Consider the following 18,643-nt stretch of genomic DNA (forward strand, 5'->3'; position numbering starts at 1 on the left):
CCCGCCGTGGTCACCGCCATGGCGGTCGCGGCCGCGCTCCCCGTCCCCGCCGCGGCGGCGGCGCCCGTCCCGGCCGGTCCGGCCGCGGCGCGCGCCGCCGACCCCGCCTTCGACTTCAACGCCCCCAAGGTCCTGGCCACCAACCTGACCGTGCCCTGGGGCCTCGCGTTCCTGCCCGACGGCAGCGCGCTCATCTCGGAACGGCCGTCCGGCCGCGTCCTCAAGCTGGCCCCGGGCTCGACCACCCCGACCGAGGTGGCGAAGCTCACCGGCCCCGTGTCGACGGGTGAGGGCGGGCTGCTCGGCCTCGCCGTCTCCCCGACCTACGAGCAGGACGGCTACGTCTACGCCTACTACACGTCCTCGTCCGACAACCGGATCGTCCGGTTCAAGCTCGCGACGCCCGCGCAGCAGGAGGTGCTCTACTCGGGGATCCCGAAGAACACCTTCCACGACGGCGGACGCCTCGCCTTCGGCCCCGACGGCAAGCTCTACGCCACCGTCGGCGACGCCGGGACGCGGACCAACGCCCAGGACGCGAACTCCCCGTCCGGGAAGATCCTGCGGATGAACCCCGACGGCACCCCGCCCGCCGACAATCCGTTCCCGAACTCCCGGGTCTACTCCCTCGGCCATCGCAACGTGCAGGGCGTCGCCTGGGGCAACGGCCAGATGTACGCCACCGAGTTCGGTGAGAACTCCTGGGACGAGATCAACCACATCGTCCCCGGCGGCAACTACGGCTGGCCGAACGTCGAGGGCAAGGGCGGCGAGCCCACCTACCACGACCCCATCGTCGTCTGGCAGACGCGGGAGGCGTCGCCCAGCGGCGCCGCCGTGGTGGGCGACACCCTGTACGCCGGGGCCGTCGGCGGGCGGCGGCTCTGGACGGTCCCGCTGGACGGCAAGGGCGGCACCTCCGGCGCCCCGACCGCCGTCCTCCAGGGCACCTACGGGCGGATCCGCACCGTCGCCCTCGCCCCCGACGGCAGCCTCTGGATCATGACGAGCAACCGGGACGGCCGCGGCTCGCCCGCCGCGACCGACGACCGCGTGATCAGCTTCCCGAAGAAGAGCCGCTAGCCGGGTCGCCTCCGGCGCTCCCGCGGCTGGACCGCCTGCGCCGGCCGGACGAGCTCGGGTCGTCCGGCCGGCCGCGGGTTTCCCCGCGTCCCGCCCCTTCCCCGAACCCGGCGGCCGTGCTCTGCTGGACGGAGGGCCGCGCCGCCCGCGGCGCCCGCGACCGAAAGGCAGGACGGACATGGCGGACGCCCCGCTGAGCCCCCTCGACCCGAGCCGGCTCCAGACCGACCGGCCGCACTCGGCGCGCGTGTACAACTACATCATCGGCGGCGCGGACAACTTCGCCCCCGACCGCGAGACCGCCGCCGAGGTCCTCGCGGGCTGGCCGGGGCTGCGCGCGTCGATGCTCGCCAACCGGGCGTGCATGCGGCGGATGGCCCGCTACCTCACCGGTCTCGGCCTCCGGCAGTTCATCGACGTCGGCAGCGGCATCCCCGCCTCGCCGAACCTGCACGAGGTCGTCCAGGCGGCGGCGCCGGACGCGCGGATCGTGTACGTCGACAACGACCCCGTCGTCCTCGCGCACGCGCGCGAGCTGCTGACCAGCACGGCCGAGGGCCGCACCGCCTACATCCAGGCCGACATGCGCGACCCGGAGGCGCTGCTCGGCGACCGCGTCCTGCACGGGCTCGTCGACCTGTCCGCGCCGGTCGCGCTCACCGTGATCGCGATGCTCCAGTTCGTCGCGGACGCGCGGGGCCTGGTGGAGGCGCTGGTCGGGCCGCTCGCGTCCGGCAGCCATGTCGCGGTGACCGTCCCGACCGGGGACCTCGCGCCCGAGTCGCGGCGGCTCGCCGAGCAGTACACGCGCAGCGGGATCCCGATGTACCTGCGCGACCGCGCCGAGGTGGAGCGGCTGTTCACCGGCCTGGAGATCCTCGCGCCCGGCGTCGTCCCGATGCCGCGCTGGCGCCCCGACCCCGGCGACGCCCCGCTCCCCGACACGGCCACCAACATGTACGCGGCCGTGGCCCGCAAACCCTGACCGCCGCGCCTCAGGGGACGTACAGCGACAGCGTGTCCGCGACGCACGCCGGACGCTTCCCACCTTCGACCTCGACCGTGACCCGCACCGTCGACAGCTTCCCCGCCGGGGAGTTCTTCAGGTCGACCAGCTCGGCGCCGCCCCGGACGCGGGCGCCGGTCCTGACCGGCGCGGGGAAGCGGACCCTGTTGAGCCCGACGTTGACGCCCATCGACACCCCGGCCACGTGGAAGATCTCCGGCATGAACGCGCTCACCAGCGACAGCGTGAGGTACCCGTGCGCGATGGTGCCGCCGAACGGGCCGTCCGCCGCTCTCCCGGGGTCCACGTGGATCCACTGGTGGTCGTCGGTCGCCGCGGCGAACAGGTCGATCCGGCGCTGGGTCACCTCGCGCCAGGGGCTGTAGCCGAGGTGCTCGCCCTTCGCGGCGGCGAACTCGGCGAGGTCGGCGAAACGTCTCATGGCGCCGATCCTCACGAGCCGGTCCGGCGGCGGGCAATGCCGCCGCGGCACAAGAGGCCGCCTCCCGGTTTGTCCCCCGGCCGACGTCCGGACGGTCATGTCCCCTGCCAGCGGGGGTAGGGGCAGGGGGAGGCGCAACCGGCAACCGAGGGGACGGCATGGACGACGCCCGAAAGGAGGAGTACCACGGCAAGGCGCCGGAGCTGTTCGAGCCGGCCCCGGTGGGCGTCGCCATCACGAACGGCCCGGACCACGTCCTCACCTACACCAACAACGCGTTCCGCAGGAGCTTCGGGGAACGGGCGCTCGGACGCCCGATGCGGGAGACGTTCCGCGACCTCCTCCAGGAGGACTACCTGGACCTGTTCGACCGCGTCCTGTCCACCGGCCTCCCGGTCAGCCTCGCCGAGGCCCCGGTCAGCCTCTACTACCCCGACAGCGGGTACGAGGAGCGGTTCTTCTCGTTCAGCCTGTCCAGGATCTCCACCGACCGGCCGGGCGTCCTCGTGCTGGTCGTGGACGTCACCCGGCAGGTCCTCGCCGCCCAGCAGGCCGACCACACGGTCGAGCGGCACCGCCGCGCCCTGCACAGGTTCCAGAGCCTCCTGCGGGTCAGCGCGGACATCGTCTGGGTGACGAACCCGGAGGGCGAGCCCATCGAGCCGAGCCCCGGCTGGGAGCGGGTCACCGGGCAGACCTGGGAGGAGTTCCGGGGCCGGGGCTGGCTGCGGGCGCTGCACCCGGACGACCGCGACCCCGCCCTGCGGTCGTGGCGCGCGGCCATCGAGGACGCCCGCCCGTGGGAGTACGTCCTCCGGCTGCGCACCGTCGACGGCGACCACCGGCACTTCGAGGTCCACTCCGCGCCCGTCTTCGAGGACGGCGCCATCGTCGAATGGGTCGGGACCTGCGTCGACATCGAGCAGCGCTGGCGGCTGGAGCGGCGCAGGGAGCTGCTGGAGCGGGCCGCCGTCGCGACCAGCGAGCACACCGGGGTGCGGGAGATGCTCGGCGCGCTCGCGGACGTCCTCGTCCCGGCGCTCGCCGACGGGTGCGGCGTGCACCTGCTGCCCGACTTCACCGACCGGCCGGGCGGCGCGCCGGTCGTCGCCGAGCGCGTCGCGACCGCCGCGCGGGCGGGGCTGCCGCGCCAGCCGCCGTTCGGCGAGGAGTGGTTCCCCGCCGACAGCGAGTTCACCCGGACGGTCCGGCGCCGCCGCCCGCTGTACCGGACCTTCCCGCCCGGGGAGCCGCCGCGCGGCCTGTTCCCGGAGGTCACCCGCGACTGGCTGGTCAAGGCGAGCGCGAACAGCATCGTCCTGCTCCCGGTGACCGTGGACGGGACGGTCGCCGCCGTCGTGACCGCCGCCGCCACCGCCGACCGCGAGCCGATCAGCGAGGACGACGTCGCCCTGCTCGGCCAGCTGTTCGACCACGCCCACGACGCGCTGAGCAGCGCCATCCAGTACCAGCGCACCCACCAGGTCGCGCTGGCCCTCCAGCACAGCCTGCTCGCCGAGCCGCCCGCCGTGCCCGGCCGCGAGATCGTGGCCCGGTACCGGCCGAGCCCCGCGACCGCCGAGGTGGGCGGCGACTGGTACGACTCATTCGTCCTGCCGGACGGGGCGCTCGTCCTCGCGATCGGCGACGTGGCGGGCCACGACCTGGCCGCCGCGGTCGCGATGAGCCAGCTCCGGAACATCCTGCGCGGCCTGATCGTCGACCGCGCGGGCCCGCCGGGGGAGATCCTGCGGCGGCTCAACATCGCCATGGCCACGCTCACCCCGGACGGCACGGCCACCTGCGCCCTCGCCAAGATCGAGGAGCGCGAGCCGGGCGAGCCGCGGCTCAGCTACGCCACGGCGGGCCACCCGCCGCCGCTCCTCGTCGGCCCGGACGGCGACGCGCGCCTCCTGGAGGACGGCACCAACCCGCTGCTCGGCCTCGGCGACCTCTACGACCTGCCCTTTCGCAGCGCGACGCTGGGCCTGCCGCCCCGCCACACCCTGGTGCTCTACACCGACGGCCTGGTCGAGCGGCCGGGCGAGAACCTGAACGTCGGGCTGGGACGGCTCCGCGAGCGGGCGGGCGTCCTCGCGGGGCGCCCGCTCCCCGCCTTCTGCGACGGCCTGATCGGCCACCTCCCGACCGCGGGGATCGACGACCTCGCCATGATCGCGCTCCGCCGTCCCGGCGCGGACTGACCGATATCTTGGGCCGGACGCGGGATGTCGAAAGGAGGCGGGCCGGTGGCGCGCAGACCGCTCGGGCAGCTGGAGGCCGAGGTCCTCGCCGCGCTGGCCGCGCTCGGCGGCGACGCGAGCACGGCCGAGATCGTGGCGCGGCTCGACGGCGACCCCGCCTACACGACGGTGAACACGATCCTGCACCGGCTGCACGAGAAGAGGCTCGTGTCGCGCACCAGGTCCGGGCGGTCCTACCGGTACCGGCTCGCCGTGGACGAGTCGGCCCTCGTCGCGGGACGCATGCACGACCAGCTCCGCCACGCCGGCGACCCGGGCGGGGCGCTCAGCCGGTTCGCGCGGTCGCTCAGCGCCGCCGAGGCCCGCGCGCTGCGCGAGTTCCTCGACGGCCTCGACAGGCCGGAGGACGCCGGGTGACCTGGTTCACCGTCCTGCCCCTGGCGATCGTGCTGGCGCTGGCCCTGGCGCTCGGCCTGGCCCCGCTGCCGCTGCATCCGTCCTGGTCGGCGCGGCTGCTCGCGACGACGGCCGCGATGACGGCGACGGCCGCGCTCGGCACCGGGAGCTTCGTCGGGATCAACTACGCGGCGTCGCTGGCGCCGGCCGCGGCCGCGCACGTCCCCGAGTGGGCGCTGTTCGGCGACGACCGGCCGGTGCCCCACCCGGTCGGCGTCCCGGCGATCGCCCTGACGCTCGCCGGGCTGGGCGCGGCGGCCCGGACGGCGCTCCGCTGGACGCGCGAGCTGCGCGCCGCGCGGACGGCGGCGGCCGGGGAGCCGCTGGAGACGGACGTCCCGATCGCCGTCGCGGTGCCGGGACGCGACGGCGGGGTCCTCCTCTCCAGGGGGTTGCTGAGCGGGCTGACGACGCGGGAGCTGCACGTCGTGTTCCAGCACGAGACGTCCCACCTGCGGCACCGGCACCACCGCTACCTCGCCGCCGGGCTGCTCGCGGCGGCCGTCCTGCCGCCGCTCGGGACGCTGGACGCGCGGCTGCGCCTCGCGGTGGAGCGCTGGGCGGACGAGGACGCCGCCGAGGCGGTCGGCGACCGGACCCTGGTCGCCCGCACGATCGCGAAGGTGGCCCTCGCCCAGCCCCGGGCCGCCGGGCCGGGCGCCGCGTTCGCCGAGTCCGGGGTCGTCCAGCGCGTGGAGGCGCTGCGCGGCACGGCCCCGGCGAAGAACGCGGTCACCGGCCCGCTGCTGTGCATGGGCAACGGCGTCGTCACCGGCACGCTGACCGCGACGACGCTGCAGCTCGACCACGTCCTCGTGTCGTGCCTCGTGTCGCTGCTCGCCTTCGGGTGACCCGGCCGGGAAATGACTCGAACCCCGCGCGCCCGCGGCGCATCCTTGAGTCAGAGGCGCAGACGAAGGAGATACGCCGCGACGCACGGGGGCGAGACGACGATGAGCGACCAGGGGCTGCTCCGGCTGGGTGCGCGGATGGCCGAGGTCGAAGGGGCCTACGTCCGGGTGCTGCGGGCGCCCGGGCCCCGCGAGGAGGAGCGCGGCCTCGCCGAGCTGGCCGAGGCGGCGGCGCTGCTCGCCGCGGCGGCGCGGAGCGTGGCGGGCGCGCGGCCGCGGGTGGGGGAGCACCGGCACCGGGCGGCGACGGCGGCGCCCGAACGGACGCGGCTGCGGCGCCGGATCGTCCGCGTCCGCCGCACCACGGAGTGGATCATCGCGCGGGCGGGCGGCCCGCGCGGCTGAGCCGGGTGGCCGCGCGGCTCAGCCGACGTGGACGACCGGGCGCCGCTCGACGTCCGGTTCGGCCTGGCGGAGGATCTCGCGGGTGAGGGGCGGGATGTCGCCGCCGCCGAAGACGAGGTAGCGCAGCAGCGCGCCCACCGGGTTGCCCTCCACCCAGTGGAAGTAGACGTGCGCCTGCTTGCCGGTCTCGTCCTGGACGTGCAGCAGGATCGCGGCGATGGCGTTGGCGATGCTCGGGCTCTCGGCGCGCAGCACCCGGTAGCCGTGCCGCTCCTCGCCGACGACGTGGACGGTCGACTCGAACTCGGAGGCGTCCGAGACGGTCATCTCCAGGAACAGCAGGCCCTCGTCGGCGCGGAGCCGGTGCAGCGCCCACGCCTCGTCCGCCTTGTCGCGGTACTCGCGCTCGTCGCGCTCGTCCGGCTCGTTGGCGATGACGCGCAGGTCGCGGGTCTCGGCGAGGAACCGGCGGGCGGTCTCGTCCAGGTCGACGCCGGTGATGCGCAGCTCGGTGGAGCGGGTGGCGCGGGAGATCAGCGACGTCACGACGATCGCGACGCAGAACAGCACGGCGATCACCACGCCGTCCGGGCGCTCGACGACGTTCGCGACGGTCGCGTACACGAGGACCGCCGTCACCACGCCGAACCCGGCGCCGACGCGGCGCCGCCCGCGCCGCCACGCGGAGAGGGTGGCGGCCACGGCGGCGGACAGGATCAGCGCCAGCACGCCGGTCGCGTACGCGCCGCCCTGCGCCTCGACCTCCGCGCGGAACAGCAGCGTGATCACGAACGAGACGCCGGTGAAGATCAGGACGAGCGGCCGGGTCGCGCGCGCCCAGTCCGGCGCCATCCCGTAGCGGGGCAGGTAGCGCGGCACGATGTTGATCAGCCCGGCCATGGCGGACGCCCCCGCGAACCACAGGATCGCGATCGTGCTGACGTCGTAGACGGTGCCGAACCAGTCGCCGAGGTTCTCGTGCGCGAGGTAGGCGAGCGCCCGGCCGTTGGCCTTGCCGCCGTCCTCGAACTCCTTCTTCGGGATCAGCACGGTCGTCGCGAAGCTGGAGGTGATCAGGAAGACGCTCATCACCGCCGCCGCCGTGGTCAGCAGCTTGCGCGCGCCCCGGATGCGCTGTTCGAGACCGCCCTTGACCAGCGGCATCACCGCCACCCCGGTCTCGAAGCCGGAGAGGCCGAGGGCGAGCTTCGGCATCACGAACAGCGAGACGGCGATCATCGCGACGGGGCTGGAGTGCTCGGTGGTGAGGACGTCCGTCCAGTCGCCGACGAGCGAGGCGTCCCCGGCGACCTTGGCGAGGGCCGTGCCGACCACGACGACGTTCAGCGCGAGGTAGACCGCGACCAGCACCACGGCGATCGAGATCGCCTCGCTGAAGCCCACGAGGAAGATGCCGCCGAGCGCGGCGATCAGGATCAGCGTGACGGGGATCTGCCAGCCCGCCATGACGTCCGGGACGAACGGGTTGTGCAGCAGGTGCGCCGTCGCGTCGGCCGCCGACAGGGTGATGGTGACGATGAACGCGGTCGCGACGAACCCGAGCAGGAACAGCACGAGCAGCTTCCCGCGCCAGCCGGGCAGCAGCCGCTCCAGCATCGACAGCGAGCCGAGCCCGTGCGGGCTCTGCCCGGCGACCGACCGGTACACCGGCAGCGCGCCGAACAGCGTCAGCGCGACGAGCATGAGCGTCGCGATCGGGCTGAGCGCCCCGGCCGCGAGCGCGGCGATCCCCGGCTGGTAGCCGAGGGTGGAGAAGTAGTCGACGCCGGTCAGGCACATGACCTGCCACCAGGCGTGCTGCTTGTGCGGCGCGTCCTCGTGGCTCGGCCTGCGGTGCGGCCCCGCCTTCCGGCCGGGGCGGTGCAGCCCCTGCAGCAGCCATCTCCGCACCCCTGAGCCCGTGTCCCCCTGGATCGACGTGCTCATCCGCATTCACCTCGGTCCCACCCTGACCAACAAAAACAGGACACCTTACTGGCGTCAGGACGGATCGTGCGCCCCCTCCGGAAGAAAGAACGGCGAACACGCGCCGGGACGGGCCATCGGCCACCGGTCGCGGTGCGGGGCGGCGAGCCGTACTCTAACCGGCAAGATGAACTTGACAAGTTAGGTGCGACGCTGGCTAACTCTAACTGTCGTAAGTGCCTTCAACAGTTAGGTGGAGCGATGGACGTCCGTCATCACACGGTCCGGGTCAACGGGCTCGACGTCTTCTACCGGGAGGCCGGGGACCCGGCCAAGCCCGTCCTGGTGCTGCTGCACGGGTTCCCCACCAGCTCGGCCATGTACCGCGACCTGCTGCGCGACCTGGCCGACGACTTCCACCTCGTCGCGCCCGACTACATCGGCTTCGGCCAGTCGGCGATGCCGTCCGTGGACGAGTTCGACTACAGCTTCGACAGCCTCGCCGAGGTCACCCTCGGGCTGCTCGACGCGCTGCGGCTCGACCGCTTCGCCATCTACGTCCAGGACTACGGCGCCCCGATCGGGCTGCGCATCGCCAGCCGCCACCCGGAGCGGATCACCGCGATCGTCACGCAGAACGGCAACGCCTACGAGGACGGCTTCACGCCCTTCTGGGACGTCCTGTTCGAGTACTACAAGGACCGCGAGACCCACGAGCCGACCGTCGCCGCGTCGCTGAGCCTGGAGGCGATCCACTGGCAGTACACGCACGGCGTCCCCGCCGACCGCCTGGACCGCGTGTCGCCCGACTCCTGGACCCTCGACATGAGCTACCTGGACCGTCCCGGCAACAAGGAGATCCAGGTCCGGCTGTTCTGGCTGTACCAGACCAACATCGCCGCCTACCCGGCCTTCCAGGAGTACTTCCGGACGCACCGTCCGCCCATGCTGATCGCCTGGGGCCGCAACGACGAGATCTTCGGCGTCGAGGGCGCCCGCGCCTACACCCGCGACCTGCCGGACGCCGAGCTCCACCTCCTCGACGCCGGGCACTTCGCCCTTGAGACCCACGGCCGCGAGATCGCCGCCCTCATCCGCGGCTTCCTTCCGCGCGCGCTCGCCTGACCTCCGGCGCCATGCTCGACGGGCCGCGACCGATGGCGCGCCGTCAGGTCCTGGCGGGGAGGGCGGCGCGGGCGACGGCGTCGCGCTCGGCCGCCTCGCGCTCGGCGGCCGCCCGCTCGGCGGCGGCGCGCCGGTCGTAGGCGGTGCGGGCGGCGGCGATGGCGCCCTGGTGCTCCTCCGTCCACCCGACCAGGGCGCGGATGGTGCTGTGCAGGGTCGCGCCCATCGGCGTGAGCGCGTAGTCGACGCGGGGCGGGACGGTCGGGTGCACCGTCCGGCTCACCAGCCCGTCGCGTTCGAGGTGGCGCAGCGTGCGGGTCAGCATTCGCTGGCTGACCCCGTCGATCGCGCGGCGCAGCTCGGTGAAGCGCAGGCTCCGCTTGTCCAGCAGCGCGATCACGAGGAGCGACCACTTGTCGGCGACGCGGTCGAGGATCTGCCGGACCTCGCAGTCGGCGCGCTGGTCCCACTGGACGACGTCGTCGTCGAGGCCGGTATCACAGCGGTTACCGAGGGACTCCGAAGTTCCGTCTTCCATGCTCACCGATGGTGCCCGACGATGCTGTCGGTTACAAGAGGGAACCGACCGACATCCGGGGAACCGCCCCGGACGGCTCCCTCCGCGAAAGGGCGCCATGTCCAATTCCGTGTCCAATTCCGCGGCAGAGGCCGAGGACGGGTCCGCCCGCCTGACGGGACGCGCGCGGGCCGTGCTCCTGGTGCTGTGCGGCGCGATCTTCCTGGAGGGGATCGACGTGGCGATGCTGAACGTGGCGCTGCCGTCGATCCGCGCCGACCTCGGGCTGTCGACCGGGACGCTGTCCGGCGTCGTCAGCGCCTACGTCCTCGGCTACGGCGGGTTCATGCTGCTCGGCGGGCGCGCCGCCGACCTGCTCGGGCACCGCCGGGTGTTCGTCGCCTCGCTCGGCGCCTTCCTGGTGTCCTCCGGCCTCGGCGGGCTCGCCACCGAGGGCTGGATGCTGCTCGTCGCCCAGTTCGCCACCGGGGTCGCCGCCGCGTTCATGGCGCCCGCCGGGCTGGCGCTCGTCACGTCCAACTTCCCGGAGGGGCCCGCGCGGACCAAGGCGCTCGGCCTCTACGCCGGGACGGCCGCGGGCGGCTTCTCGCTCGGCGTCGTCGCGGGCGGCGTGCTCGCCACCGCCGGATGGCGGTGGGTGTTCTTCGCGCCGGTCGTCCTGTCGGCGCTGATCCTCGCGGCCGCGCTGGCCGTCGTCCGCGACACCCGGGGCGAGCGCCCGCGGGGCGGGTTCGACCTCGCGGGGGCGTTCAGCGTCACGGGGGCGATGCTGGCGCTGGCGTACGGCGTCGTCCGGCTGGAGCATCCCGGTGAAGGGGCCTGGGCGACCGCCGGGATGTTCGCCGCCGGTCTGGTGCTGCTGGGGCTGTTCGCGGCGGTCGAGCGGAGGTCGTCGTCCCCGCTGGTGCGGCTCGGGGTGCTGCGGTCGGCGCCGCTCGTGCGGGTGAACGTCGCCGCGCTGCTCTTCCTGGCCGCGTTCTCGGGGTTCCAGTTCCTCGCCACGCTGTACTTCCAGGAGGAGCGGGGCTGGAGCACGCTGGAGACCGGGCTCGCCATGCTGGTGATCGGCGTCGACACCGTGCTCGCGCCCGTCCTGACGCCGCGGCTGGTGGAGCGGTTCGGCAACGTCCGCGTGCTGTTCGGCGGGGTCGTGCTCGCGGCCGTCGCGTACGCCCTGTTCCTCCCGGTCGGGACGGACTGGAGCTACGCCGCCATGCTCCCGTCGCTGGTCCTGCTCGGCGTGTCCTTCGCCCTCGCCTACGGGCCGTTCACCATGGCGGCCACGGACGGCGTCGCGCCGGACGAGCACGGGCTCGCGGGCGGCCTGCTCTACACCTCCATCCAGTTCGGCATGGCGCTCGGCCTGTCCGCCGTCACCGCCGTCGGCGTCGCCGCCGGGTCGGGGATGGACGGGCTGCGCGCCGCGCTGGTCGTCCCGGTCGCGGCGGCGGCGCTCGGCGCGGCCGTCGTCGCCACCGGCCTGCGCGCTCCCCGCGCCCGCCCGGACGCCGGTCCCGCGACGGCTCCGGCCGCCCGCGACACGGCCCGCATGTCGTGATGCGGTCCGTGACACCGCCGGGGGTCGGTGACCGCGCCCGGCACGGACGGATCGGGCGGCGATCGGATATGCATGAAGGGTGATCGATCCCTCCGGGCCCATGCCGAAGTACCTCCAGCTCCGCGCCATCCTGCTGGACATGATCGAGGACGGCGGGCTGCCGGTGGGGGCGCCCGTCCCGTCCGAGCGCGACCTCTGCCGCAGGTTCGGGCTGTCGCGGGCGACCGTCCGGCAGGCCGTCGACCAGCTCGTCGCCGAGGACCGCCTCCGCCGCGTCCACGGGAAGGGCATGTTCGTCGCGCGCCCGAAGGTGCGGATGCCGAAGGAACTGGTGTCCTTCACCGAGGACATGCGCGCCCTCGGCATGGCGCCCGGGTGCCGCGACCTCCGCGCCCGGACGATCGAGGCCGACGCGCGCCTCGCCGGGTACTTCGGCGCGGCGCCCGGGCTGGCGGTGCACGTGCTGGAGCGGCTGCGCCTCGCGGACGGCGAGCCCATGGCGGTGGAACGTTCTCATATCCCGGCGTCCCTCGCGCCCGGCCTGTTCGAGCGCCGCGCGCCCGGCGGATCCCTGTTCAGGACGCTGGAGACCGAGTTCGGGATCGTCATGGACGAGGGCGACCAGACGATCGAGGCGGGCCCGGCCGGGAAGGACGACGCCGCGCCGCTCGGCATCGCGCCGGGCGCCGCCGTGTTCTTCCTGCGCCAGCGGACCTACAGCCGCGGGGTCTGCGCCGAGGTCGCCTTCTCCACCTACCGGGCCGACCGGTACCGCATCCACCTCGGGCTGAAGTCCCCGCGCCGCTCCGCAGGGTAGGCGGGCGGAGTCAGCGTTCCGGCGGTTTCACCCGTTCGGCGAGCCGGTCGATCGCCCGGGCGGTGGTCTTCGCGGCGAACACCGTCCACAGGATGAGCGGGCCCAGCAGCCAGCCGCCGACCACGTCGCTCGTCCAGTGGTAGTCGCACCACACCAGCGCCGTTCCGTACGAGCCCGCCGCGACGGCGACGACGGCTCCGACCGCCCACGGTCTCCAGCGCGCCAGCGGCCAGGCGGCGAGGATCAGCGCGGTCCCGTAAAGGGTGAGGAATGTGGTGGTGTGACCGGACGGGTAGAACCCGGTCCCGCCGTTTCCCGGATCGGCGGGATTGGGGCCCGTCCGGTGGTAGAGCAGTTTCGGAATCATCACGGTGACGACCAGCAGCACCACGGCCGCCACGGCGTGGAGCATCGGCCGGACGTCGCGGCGGAGGAACGCCAGGACGAGGGCGACGAGGGCCAGGACCGTCCCGGCCGCGACCGGGTCGCCGACCCTGGCGTACTCCCGGGCCGCGTGCGTCGGCGCGGACCAGCGTCCGTCCGCCGTGGCGTGGACGACGGCGTCCCTGATCGTCACGTCCAGGTGGACGACCGGGCCGCCGACCAGCACGAGGAGGGTCCACACCGCCAGCGCGACGGCCAGCGCGAGGGGCGCGGCGGCCCGCCGCCACCGGCCCGCTCCCGGCTCGGCGGGCGGCGAGACTGGTCGTCGCATTTCGGACGCACGCACGAGCCAACCCCCGGTCGCCACCTGTGCCTGGTCTCCACGTCCGGGACGAGGTCGGCGCGGCGGCCCCTTCGCCCGGCAGGACGACGGTACAGCGCGCGGTCGCCCGGCCGCGGCGACGCGCCGCTGCCCCCGTCCATTGTTGGGTAAGATCATCAGCAGTTGTCCGGCCCCCCGAGAAGGTGCTTCTTGACGACCGCCGAATCATTAGGTGATCGGGAATCCGGCCCGGAATACGCGCCGCGCCCTTTCCGGGAATTCCCGCCCGAGTGGAAAAGGGCCGCGGGCCCGGCGGAAGCGGTGTAGCCGTGGCGGAAGGCGCGGTGCGGGTGTTCTCCGCCCACCTCGACGACGCCGTGCTGTCGGCGTCCGTGCAGCTCGCGCGTCCGGGCGCGGAGGTCGTGACGGTGTTCGCGGGCGCGCCGCCGGAGGACGTCGAGAACACCGAGTGGGGACGGCTGACCCGCGCGAGTTCGGCCGCCGAGCGGCACCGGGAGCGGCTGGCCGAGGACGACGCCGCCATGTCCGCGCTGGGCTGCGCCTGGCGGCGGCTCGACGAGCCCGAGGACGAGTTCCGCACCGGCGCGCCCGACCTCGGACGGCTGGCCGACCGCCTCCGGCCCGACGTCGCGGACGCGGCCGAGATCTGGATCCCGGCCGGGATCGGCGGCCACCCCGACCACGTCGCGCTGCGGAGGGCCGTCCTCGCCGCGCTGGACGCCGCCGGCGACCGCGCCACCCCGGTCCACCTGTACGCCGACCTCCCCTACACGATCGCGCACGGCTGGCCGACCTGGGTCACCGGGGCCGAGCCCGCCGACTACCTCGACCCCGACCGGTGGGTCGTCGACGAGCTGGTGGGCAACGGCGTCGACCCGGCCGGGCTCGCCCGCCGGGCCGTCCGGCTCGCGGCGGACGAGCGGGCGCGCAAGGCCCGCGCCGTCAGGGCGTACCGCAGCCAGCTCCCGGCGCTCGGGCTCGGTCCCGCCGACACGCACCGGTGGACGGCCCTCCTCGCCCACGAGGCCGCGTGGCGGCTGGCGCGCTGACCGCCCGGCCCGGCGCGCGGCGGTGTCGATGAGGCTGTCCCCCCTGTTCGCGGTGCGGGGAGCCTGACCGCCGATCGGGGTGATCGCCGCACTGCGCCGGGCCGTGCCGCGGCCTAGCGTCGGTGGACATGACCACAACCGAATCCAGGCGGGGACGCGCCGTCCGGAGGGCGGTCGCGGTGCTCGCGGCGGGCGCCGCGATCGGGGTCCCGGCCGTGGCGCCCGCGCCGGCGCGGGCCGCCGTCCCGCGCGGCTGCGACCACGCCGCCGCCCGGCGGGTGCTCGACCGGATGACGGGCGTCCACGGGCTGACCGGCGCGGCGGTGCGGGTGGACGACCCGCGCTGCGGGACGTGGACGGCGGCGACCGGGCAGGCCGACCGGCGGAACGGACGCCCCATGGACGCCGCCTCGCGGACGAGGATCGGCAGCATCACGAAGACGTTCACCGCGACCGCCGTGCTCCAGCTCGCGGCCGAGCGGCGGATCTCGCTGGACGCGCCCGTCGCGCGCTACCTGCCCGGCCTGCTCGACCGGAACGGCCACGACGGCCGGCGGATCTCCGTGCGGAGCCTGCTGAACCACACCAGCGGCCTGCCCGACCACATGGACTCCTTCGCGTCCACCGACGAGTTCCGGTTCCGGCACTTCGAGCCGGTGGAACTGGTCGACCGCGCGCTGTCCCTGCCCGCCCCGAAGACCGGATGGCATTACTCCACCACCAACTACGTCATCGCGGGGCTGCTCATCGAGAAGGTGACCGGGCACCGCGTGGAGGACGAGATCCAGCGCCGGATCATCGCCCCGCTGCGGCTGCGCGACACCTACTGGCCGGGCGACGAGGTCCGGATCAGGGGCCGCCACCTGCGCGGCTACGTGCGGCAGGAGGACGGCACGGTCCTCGACTACACGGAGCTGAACACCACGGTGGCGTGGACGGGCGGCGCGCTGGTCTCCACCCAGCGGGACGTGTCCGTCTTCCTTGGAACGCTCCTCGGCGGCCGCCTGCTGCCGCCCGCGCTGCTCGCGGAGATGAAGGACACGGTCGCCCTCGACCCCGACCGCGTCTGGGACGGCGCCGCCTACGGCCTCGGCCTGATCGGCACGCCGCTGCGCTGCGGCGGGACGTGGTGGGGCCACGCGGGCGACATCGACGGCTTCACCTCGATCGCGGGCGCCGCGCCGTCCGGCCGCCGGGTCGCGATCGCGTTCAACGAGAACCCCGCGACCAAAGAGGCGTTCGACGACGAGCTGAACCTCGTCCAGACCGCCCTGTGCGACACGTGACGAAGGGACTCACGGTGACCACGATCCGATCGGCGGCCGTGCTCGTGATCGGCGCCGCCGCGGCCGCCGCGCTGGCGGTGCCCGCGATGTCGGGGACGCCGTCCTCGACCGCCGCGACCTCCGCCGCTGGGCAGGGCGGTCTCGGCCGGTTCTACCAGCAGCGGCTCGACTGGAAGGCGTGCACGCTCGGCGCGGGCGACGAGACCGGCAAGGAGCTGGACGCCGCCGGGGCCCGCTGCGCCGACGTGACCGTCCCGCTCGACTACACGAAGCCGGACGGCCGGACGATCACGGTGGCGATCTCCCGGCTGAAGGCGTCCGGCCCGGGGCCGCGGCTCGGCATGATGCTGCTCAACGGCGGCGGGCCCGGCGCGGCCATCGACCTGCCGCCCTACATGCGGACCCTGATGGGCGCGGCCGGCCCGCGCTACGACCTGGTCGGCATGGACCCGAGGTCGCTCGGCCGCAGCGCCGGGATCGACTGCGGCTGGCCCAGCGCCACGTGGATCAAGGGACCGGGACCGACGCGCCGCTCGTTCGAGCGGGGCGCGGCCTTCGCGAAGGACCTGGCCGACCGCTGCGCCCGGACGAACGCCGACGTGATCCAGCACATCAGCACCCGCAACATCGCCCGCGACATGGACGTCATCCGGGGAGCGCTCGGCGAGAGCAGGATGTCCTACAACGGTGCGTCCTATGGCACCTACCTCGGTTCGGTGTACGCGACGATGTTCTCCGGCAGGCTCGACCGCGTTGTCCTGGACAGCTCGCAGGACCCCTACACCTGGGGCCCGCGCCTGATCGCCGGGACCGAGGGCGCCAACGAACGCGCCCTCGCCGCGTGGGCCGGATGGGCCGCCGAGCGCGACCGGGCGTACGGCCTGGGCGACACCCGAGACGAGGTGCTCGCGGTGGTGCGCGGCATCGCCGCCGAGGCGGGCCGCCGCCCGCTCGCGGTCGGCTCGTACCGGCTGGACGCCTCGATGCTCCCGATCGTGCTGATGGACAACCTCGGCACCGACGAGGACGGCGCCCGCGCGGTCCTCGCCGACTCGGTCCGGGTGCTGCGGGAGGCGGCGGCGGGACGTCCGGCCGAGCCCACGCCCGAACTGGACGACGAGCTGGCCTACCTGCTGACCGGCGCCGATTCCGCCGAGGGCAGCGGCCAGTCCGCGATCATCTGCGGGGACCGGGCCGCGCCCCGCGACCCGGCGTTCTACTGGCGGGAGGTCCAGAGGCACCGGCGCTCGTCCCCGACGTTCGGAGCGCCGGCCCACAACATCCAGCCCTGCGCGTTCTGGGCGGTGCGTCCCGCCGAGCCGCCGACCAGGATCGACGCGGACCTGCCCGCGCTGATGGTGGCGGCGACCGGCGACACCCGCACCACCTACGAGCGGAACGAGACCGTCCACCGGCTGCTGCGCGGCTCGCGGATGATCACGCTGGACGCCGCCGTCCACGCGCCCTATCAGCGCGGTTACCCGAACAGATGCGTCCGGGACCGCGTGAACGCCTACCTGCTGACCGGCCGCCTCCCGGCCGCGGACCAGACCTGCCCGCCGGAGCGGTGACCGGCCCCGCGTTCACCGCTGGAGAATCAGGTGGAATTTCCCGATTGGAGATTCGAGTCGTGGACGTCCATGACGACGGCGCCGCTGGTGTCGCTGTCGCCTATCTGCGCGTTCACGTCCCCGGTGCCGCCGGTCACCACATTCGAGTCGTCGTAGGTCGCGATGTTCCGCTTTCCCCGGACGGTGGTGCCGAGATTGTCGTAGCCGTCGGCTCCGATCGTGAGGCTGTTCTTGCCGGTGGCGTTGGATTCGCCCTCGTCGGTCACCGTGCTGGAAGTCTGCCCTTTCGGGGTCGCCGGCGTCGCCGGCCGGCCGACCGGCTCGGCCGTCGGGCGGGGTTCCGCCCGCCTGTCGTTGTCGTCGCCGTTCTCGCCGTCCTCGGTGTGGTTGCCCGACTTGACGGTCGAGCCCGAAACGTCGACGGCGTTGAGGCCGCTCGAATCGGTGTCACCGGTGTTCGCGTTGAGCTGCCCGTTGCGGTTCACGAAAAGGTTGGAATCGTCGTAGACGGCGATCTGGTCCTGGCCGGAGACGTTCACCGAATGGTCCTCGTATCCGGAAATGGCGGTGCTCTGCCCCTTCTCCCCGGCCGGGACCGGGAACTTCGGCGGCGTGGCCCGCGTGCGGGTCTTGCGGACGGGCCGCGGCTTCCCGGCGCGGGCGCCCGCCGGGCGCGGAGTCCCGTACCTGGCCTGGGGGAGGGGCCGCGAACGCGTCGCGGCCGGATCCGTCCTGGTCGGAGTCGCGGGCGCGCCGTTCGCCGAGGCGCCGGACTGCAGCGTCGAGTTCCTGTCGTCGATTCCCAGGGTTCCGCTTGACGAGACGTCACCGGTGTTGGCGTTGGGCCGGGCGCCGTTCCCGATCGTCGCCACCGACCGGTCGGTGACGATGGTGTTGTTGTCGCCGTAGACGTTCACCACCGTGACGGGTGCCTTCGCGCCATTCCCCACGTGTTGCGACGGCGGCGGCGCGGCCGGTGGAGTCGCGGCGTTCGCGCCGTTGCCGAGCAGGACGGTTCCCGCCGCCGCGATGGCGATCAGGAAAATGCGAAACGTCATACTTCCCCCTTCTTGGACGCGCGGACCACCCGGAACCGGCGCGCCGTTGACCCCGTCACGATTTACCGCAGCATCGTAACGAGGGTGCGAAGAAGGACGCTAAGGAAGTCGTTTAATGAAGAGTCAACATCGTGCCGCCTCCTCGCCCGGGAGTGCGGGCGGTATTGCCGAATTCGGGGGAATGGTGCGGTGTTCTTCAGCCTTCGGGGTAGAAGAGGAACAAAGTGCAGCCTGTCGTGGTCTGCGGGACGTGGCTGGAGCCCGCCGGGGCGTGGATGAACGACCCCGCCGGATAATCGCGGACGCCGTCGTTGAAGACGCCCGACGTGACGAAGACTTCCTCCGGGCCCGGCTCGTGGACGTCTACGCCCTGCCAGCGGGAACCCGGATCCATTTCCAGCACGTGGGCGGAGGCGCCATTGTCCCCTTTCCATAGCGTGCGTAGGCGAATGCCCGGGAAGAGTTCGCGAACCGGGGCGTCCTGGACGGCCGCCCACACGCAATCGACTGTCGCCATGGGGCCACCCTGCCCGGGCGCTCG

General features: G+C 73.8%; 18 protein-coding genes. 12 read left to right on the forward strand and 6 right to left on the reverse strand.

Translation table 11 applies throughout. The features are described 5' to 3' along the window. Both ACH01S_RS32470 and ACH01S_RS32475 read left to right on the forward strand, forming a co-directional pair. Positions 1-1,083: PQQ-dependent sugar dehydrogenase (locus ACH01S_RS32470; RefSeq protein ID WP_255220360.1), on the forward strand; the 1,083-nt coding region annotated here is incomplete at its 5' end. A gap of 178 nt (positions 1,084-1,261) precedes the next feature. Beyond that, positions 1,262-2,068: an SAM-dependent methyltransferase gene (locus tag ACH01S_RS32475; protein WP_174564930.1), complete on the forward strand. Its 807-nt coding sequence runs from the start codon at positions 1,262-1,264 to the stop codon at positions 2,066-2,068. Positions 2,069-2,078: 10 nt separating this feature from the next. Here the strand turns inward: ACH01S_RS32475 and ACH01S_RS32480 are convergent, their stop codons facing one another. After that, positions 2,079-2,531, reverse strand: a complete 453-nt coding sequence (locus ACH01S_RS32480; RefSeq protein ID WP_067900812.1) for a MaoC family dehydratase — start codon at positions 2,529-2,531, stop codon at positions 2,079-2,081. Positions 2,532-2,689: 158 nt separating this feature from the next. Between ACH01S_RS32480 and ACH01S_RS32485 the strand changes: the two genes are divergently transcribed. The 4 genes from ACH01S_RS32485 to ACH01S_RS32500 all read left to right on the forward strand — a co-directional run bounded on the left by ACH01S_RS32485 (position 2,690) and on the right by ACH01S_RS32500 (position 6,447). Then, positions 2,690-4,735, forward strand: a complete 2,046-nt coding sequence (locus ACH01S_RS32485; protein WP_083981396.1) for a SpoIIE family protein phosphatase — start codon at positions 2,690-2,692, stop codon at positions 4,733-4,735. Positions 4,736-4,780: 45 nt separating this feature from the next. Next, the gene (locus tag ACH01S_RS32490; RefSeq protein WP_067900592.1) at positions 4,781-5,152 is read left to right on the forward strand and encodes a BlaI/MecI/CopY family transcriptional regulator; all 372 of its coding nucleotides are present in this window, start codon (positions 4,781-4,783) and stop codon (positions 5,150-5,152) included. After that, positions 5,149-6,042 carry a M48 family metalloprotease gene (locus ACH01S_RS32495; RefSeq protein WP_067900595.1) on the forward strand — a complete coding sequence of 298 codons (894 nt, stop codon included), beginning with the start codon at positions 5,149-5,151 and terminating at the stop codon, positions 6,040-6,042. Before ACH01S_RS32490 ends, ACH01S_RS32495 begins: the two co-directional genes overlap by 4 nt. Positions 6,043-6,144: 102 nt before the next feature. Continuing rightward, positions 6,145-6,447, forward strand: a complete 303-nt coding sequence (locus ACH01S_RS32500; RefSeq protein WP_067900599.1) for a hypothetical protein — start codon at positions 6,145-6,147, stop codon at positions 6,445-6,447. A gap of 18 nt (positions 6,448-6,465) precedes the next feature. On the opposite strand, the gene ACH01S_RS32505 is transcribed toward ACH01S_RS32500, so the two are convergent. Continuing rightward, complete coding sequence (locus tag ACH01S_RS32505) at positions 6,466-8,394, reverse strand: APC family permease (protein WP_067900602.1); 1,929 nt, start codon at positions 8,392-8,394, stop codon at positions 6,466-6,468. Positions 8,395-8,634: 240 nt separating this feature from the next. Here ACH01S_RS32505 and ACH01S_RS32510 point away from each other — a divergent pair, with 240 nt between their 5' ends. After that, complete coding sequence (locus tag ACH01S_RS32510; RefSeq protein WP_067900605.1) at positions 8,635-9,498, forward strand: alpha/beta fold hydrolase; 864 nt, start codon at positions 8,635-8,637, stop codon at positions 9,496-9,498. Positions 9,499-9,541: 43 nt separating this feature from the next. On the opposite strand, the gene ACH01S_RS32515 is transcribed toward ACH01S_RS32510, so the two are convergent. Beyond that, complete coding sequence (locus ACH01S_RS32515; RefSeq protein WP_067900608.1) at positions 9,542-10,036, reverse strand: winged helix-turn-helix transcriptional regulator; 495 nt, start codon at positions 10,034-10,036, stop codon at positions 9,542-9,544. A 109-nt stretch (positions 10,037-10,145) separates the two neighbouring features. Here ACH01S_RS32515 and ACH01S_RS32520 point away from each other — a divergent pair, with 109 nt between their 5' ends. Both ACH01S_RS32520 and ACH01S_RS32525 read left to right on the forward strand, forming a co-directional pair. Next, the gene (locus ACH01S_RS32520) at positions 10,146-11,594 is read left to right on the forward strand and encodes an MFS transporter (protein ID WP_246236404.1); all 1,449 of its coding nucleotides are present in this window, start codon (positions 10,146-10,148) and stop codon (positions 11,592-11,594) included. Positions 11,595-11,673: 79 nt separating this feature from the next. After that, the gene (locus ACH01S_RS32525; RefSeq protein ID WP_067900614.1) at positions 11,674-12,411 is read left to right on the forward strand and encodes a GntR family transcriptional regulator; all 738 of its coding nucleotides are present in this window, start codon (positions 11,674-11,676) and stop codon (positions 12,409-12,411) included. A 10-nt stretch (positions 12,412-12,421) separates the two neighbouring features. Here ACH01S_RS32525 and ACH01S_RS32530 read toward each other — a convergent pair whose 3' ends face one another. Beyond that, complete coding sequence (locus tag ACH01S_RS32530; protein WP_067900616.1) at positions 12,422-13,126, reverse strand: phosphatase PAP2 family protein; 705 nt, start codon at positions 13,124-13,126, stop codon at positions 12,422-12,424. Positions 13,127-13,446: 320 nt separating this feature from the next. On the opposite strand from ACH01S_RS32530, the gene ACH01S_RS32535 reads away from it, so the two are divergent. The 3 genes from ACH01S_RS32535 to ACH01S_RS32545 all read left to right on the forward strand — a co-directional run bounded on the left by ACH01S_RS32535 (position 13,447) and on the right by ACH01S_RS32545 (position 17,044). Then, complete coding sequence (locus ACH01S_RS32535; RefSeq protein ID WP_067900620.1) at positions 13,447-14,187, forward strand: PIG-L deacetylase family protein; 741 nt, start codon at positions 13,447-13,449, stop codon at positions 14,185-14,187. A 128-nt stretch (positions 14,188-14,315) separates the two neighbouring features. Next, positions 14,316-15,473 (forward strand): serine hydrolase domain-containing protein, encoded by a 1,158-nt coding sequence (locus ACH01S_RS32540; protein WP_067900623.1) that lies wholly within the window; start codon positions 14,316-14,318, stop codon positions 15,471-15,473. Between the two features lie 14 nt (positions 15,474-15,487). Next, complete coding sequence (locus ACH01S_RS32545; protein ID WP_067900819.1) at positions 15,488-17,044, forward strand: alpha/beta hydrolase; 1,557 nt, start codon at positions 15,488-15,490, stop codon at positions 17,042-17,044. A 26-nt stretch (positions 17,045-17,070) separates the two neighbouring features. Here ACH01S_RS32545 and ACH01S_RS43980 read toward each other — a convergent pair whose 3' ends face one another. Both ACH01S_RS43980 and ACH01S_RS32555 read right to left on the reverse strand, forming a co-directional pair. Continuing rightward, on the reverse strand, positions 17,071-18,102 hold the full coding sequence (locus ACH01S_RS43980) for a hypothetical protein (RefSeq protein ID WP_067900627.1): 1,032 nt from the start codon (positions 18,100-18,102) through the stop codon (positions 17,071-17,073). Between the two features lie 196 nt (positions 18,103-18,298). Next, positions 18,299-18,619 (reverse strand): cupin domain-containing protein, encoded by a 321-nt coding sequence (locus ACH01S_RS32555; RefSeq protein WP_067900629.1) that lies wholly within the window; start codon positions 18,617-18,619, stop codon positions 18,299-18,301. Positions 18,620-18,643: the final 24 nt, after the last annotated feature.

The sequence above is a fragment of the Actinomadura chibensis NBRC 106107 genome, assembly GCF_001552135.1.
GTDB classification, from domain to species: domain Bacteria; phylum Actinomycetota; class Actinomycetes; order Streptosporangiales; family Streptosporangiaceae; genus Spirillospora; species Spirillospora chibensis.

Excerpts from the sequence above, each read along its gene's own strand:
- ACH01S_RS32475 (WP_174564930.1), top strand. The coding sequence starts at position 1,262 with ATGGCGGACGCCCCGCTGAGCCCCCTCGACCCGAGCCGGCTCCAGACC.
- ACH01S_RS32480 (WP_067900812.1), bottom strand. The coding sequence starts at position 2,531 with ATGAGACGTTTCGCCGACCTCGCCGAGTTCGCCGCCGCGAAGGGCGAG.
- ACH01S_RS32485 (WP_083981396.1), top strand. The coding sequence starts at position 2,690 with ATGGACGACGCCCGAAAGGAGGAGTACCACGGCAAGGCGCCGGAGCTG.
- ACH01S_RS32500 (WP_067900599.1), top strand. The coding sequence starts at position 6,145 with ATGAGCGACCAGGGGCTGCTCCGGCTGGGTGCGCGGATGGCCGAGGTC.
- ACH01S_RS32505 (WP_067900602.1), bottom strand. The coding sequence starts at position 8,394 with ATGAGCACGTCGATCCAGGGGGACACGGGCTCAGGGGTGCGGAGATGG.
- ACH01S_RS32510 (WP_067900605.1), top strand. The coding sequence starts at position 8,635 with ATGGACGTCCGTCATCACACGGTCCGGGTCAACGGGCTCGACGTCTTC.
- ACH01S_RS32515 (WP_067900608.1), bottom strand. The coding sequence starts at position 10,036 with ATGGAAGACGGAACTTCGGAGTCCCTCGGTAACCGCTGTGATACCGGC.
- ACH01S_RS32530 (WP_067900616.1), bottom strand. The coding sequence starts at position 13,126 with ATGCGACGACCAGTCTCGCCGCCCGCCGAGCCGGGAGCGGGCCGGTGG.
- ACH01S_RS32540 (WP_067900623.1), top strand. The coding sequence starts at position 14,316 with ATGACCACAACCGAATCCAGGCGGGGACGCGCCGTCCGGAGGGCGGTC.
- ACH01S_RS43980 (WP_067900627.1), bottom strand. The coding sequence starts at position 18,102 with ATGACGTTTCGCATTTTCCTGATCGCCATCGCGGCGGCGGGAACCGTC.
- ACH01S_RS32555 (WP_067900629.1), bottom strand. The coding sequence starts at position 18,619 with ATGGCGACAGTCGATTGCGTGTGGGCGGCCGTCCAGGACGCCCCGGTT.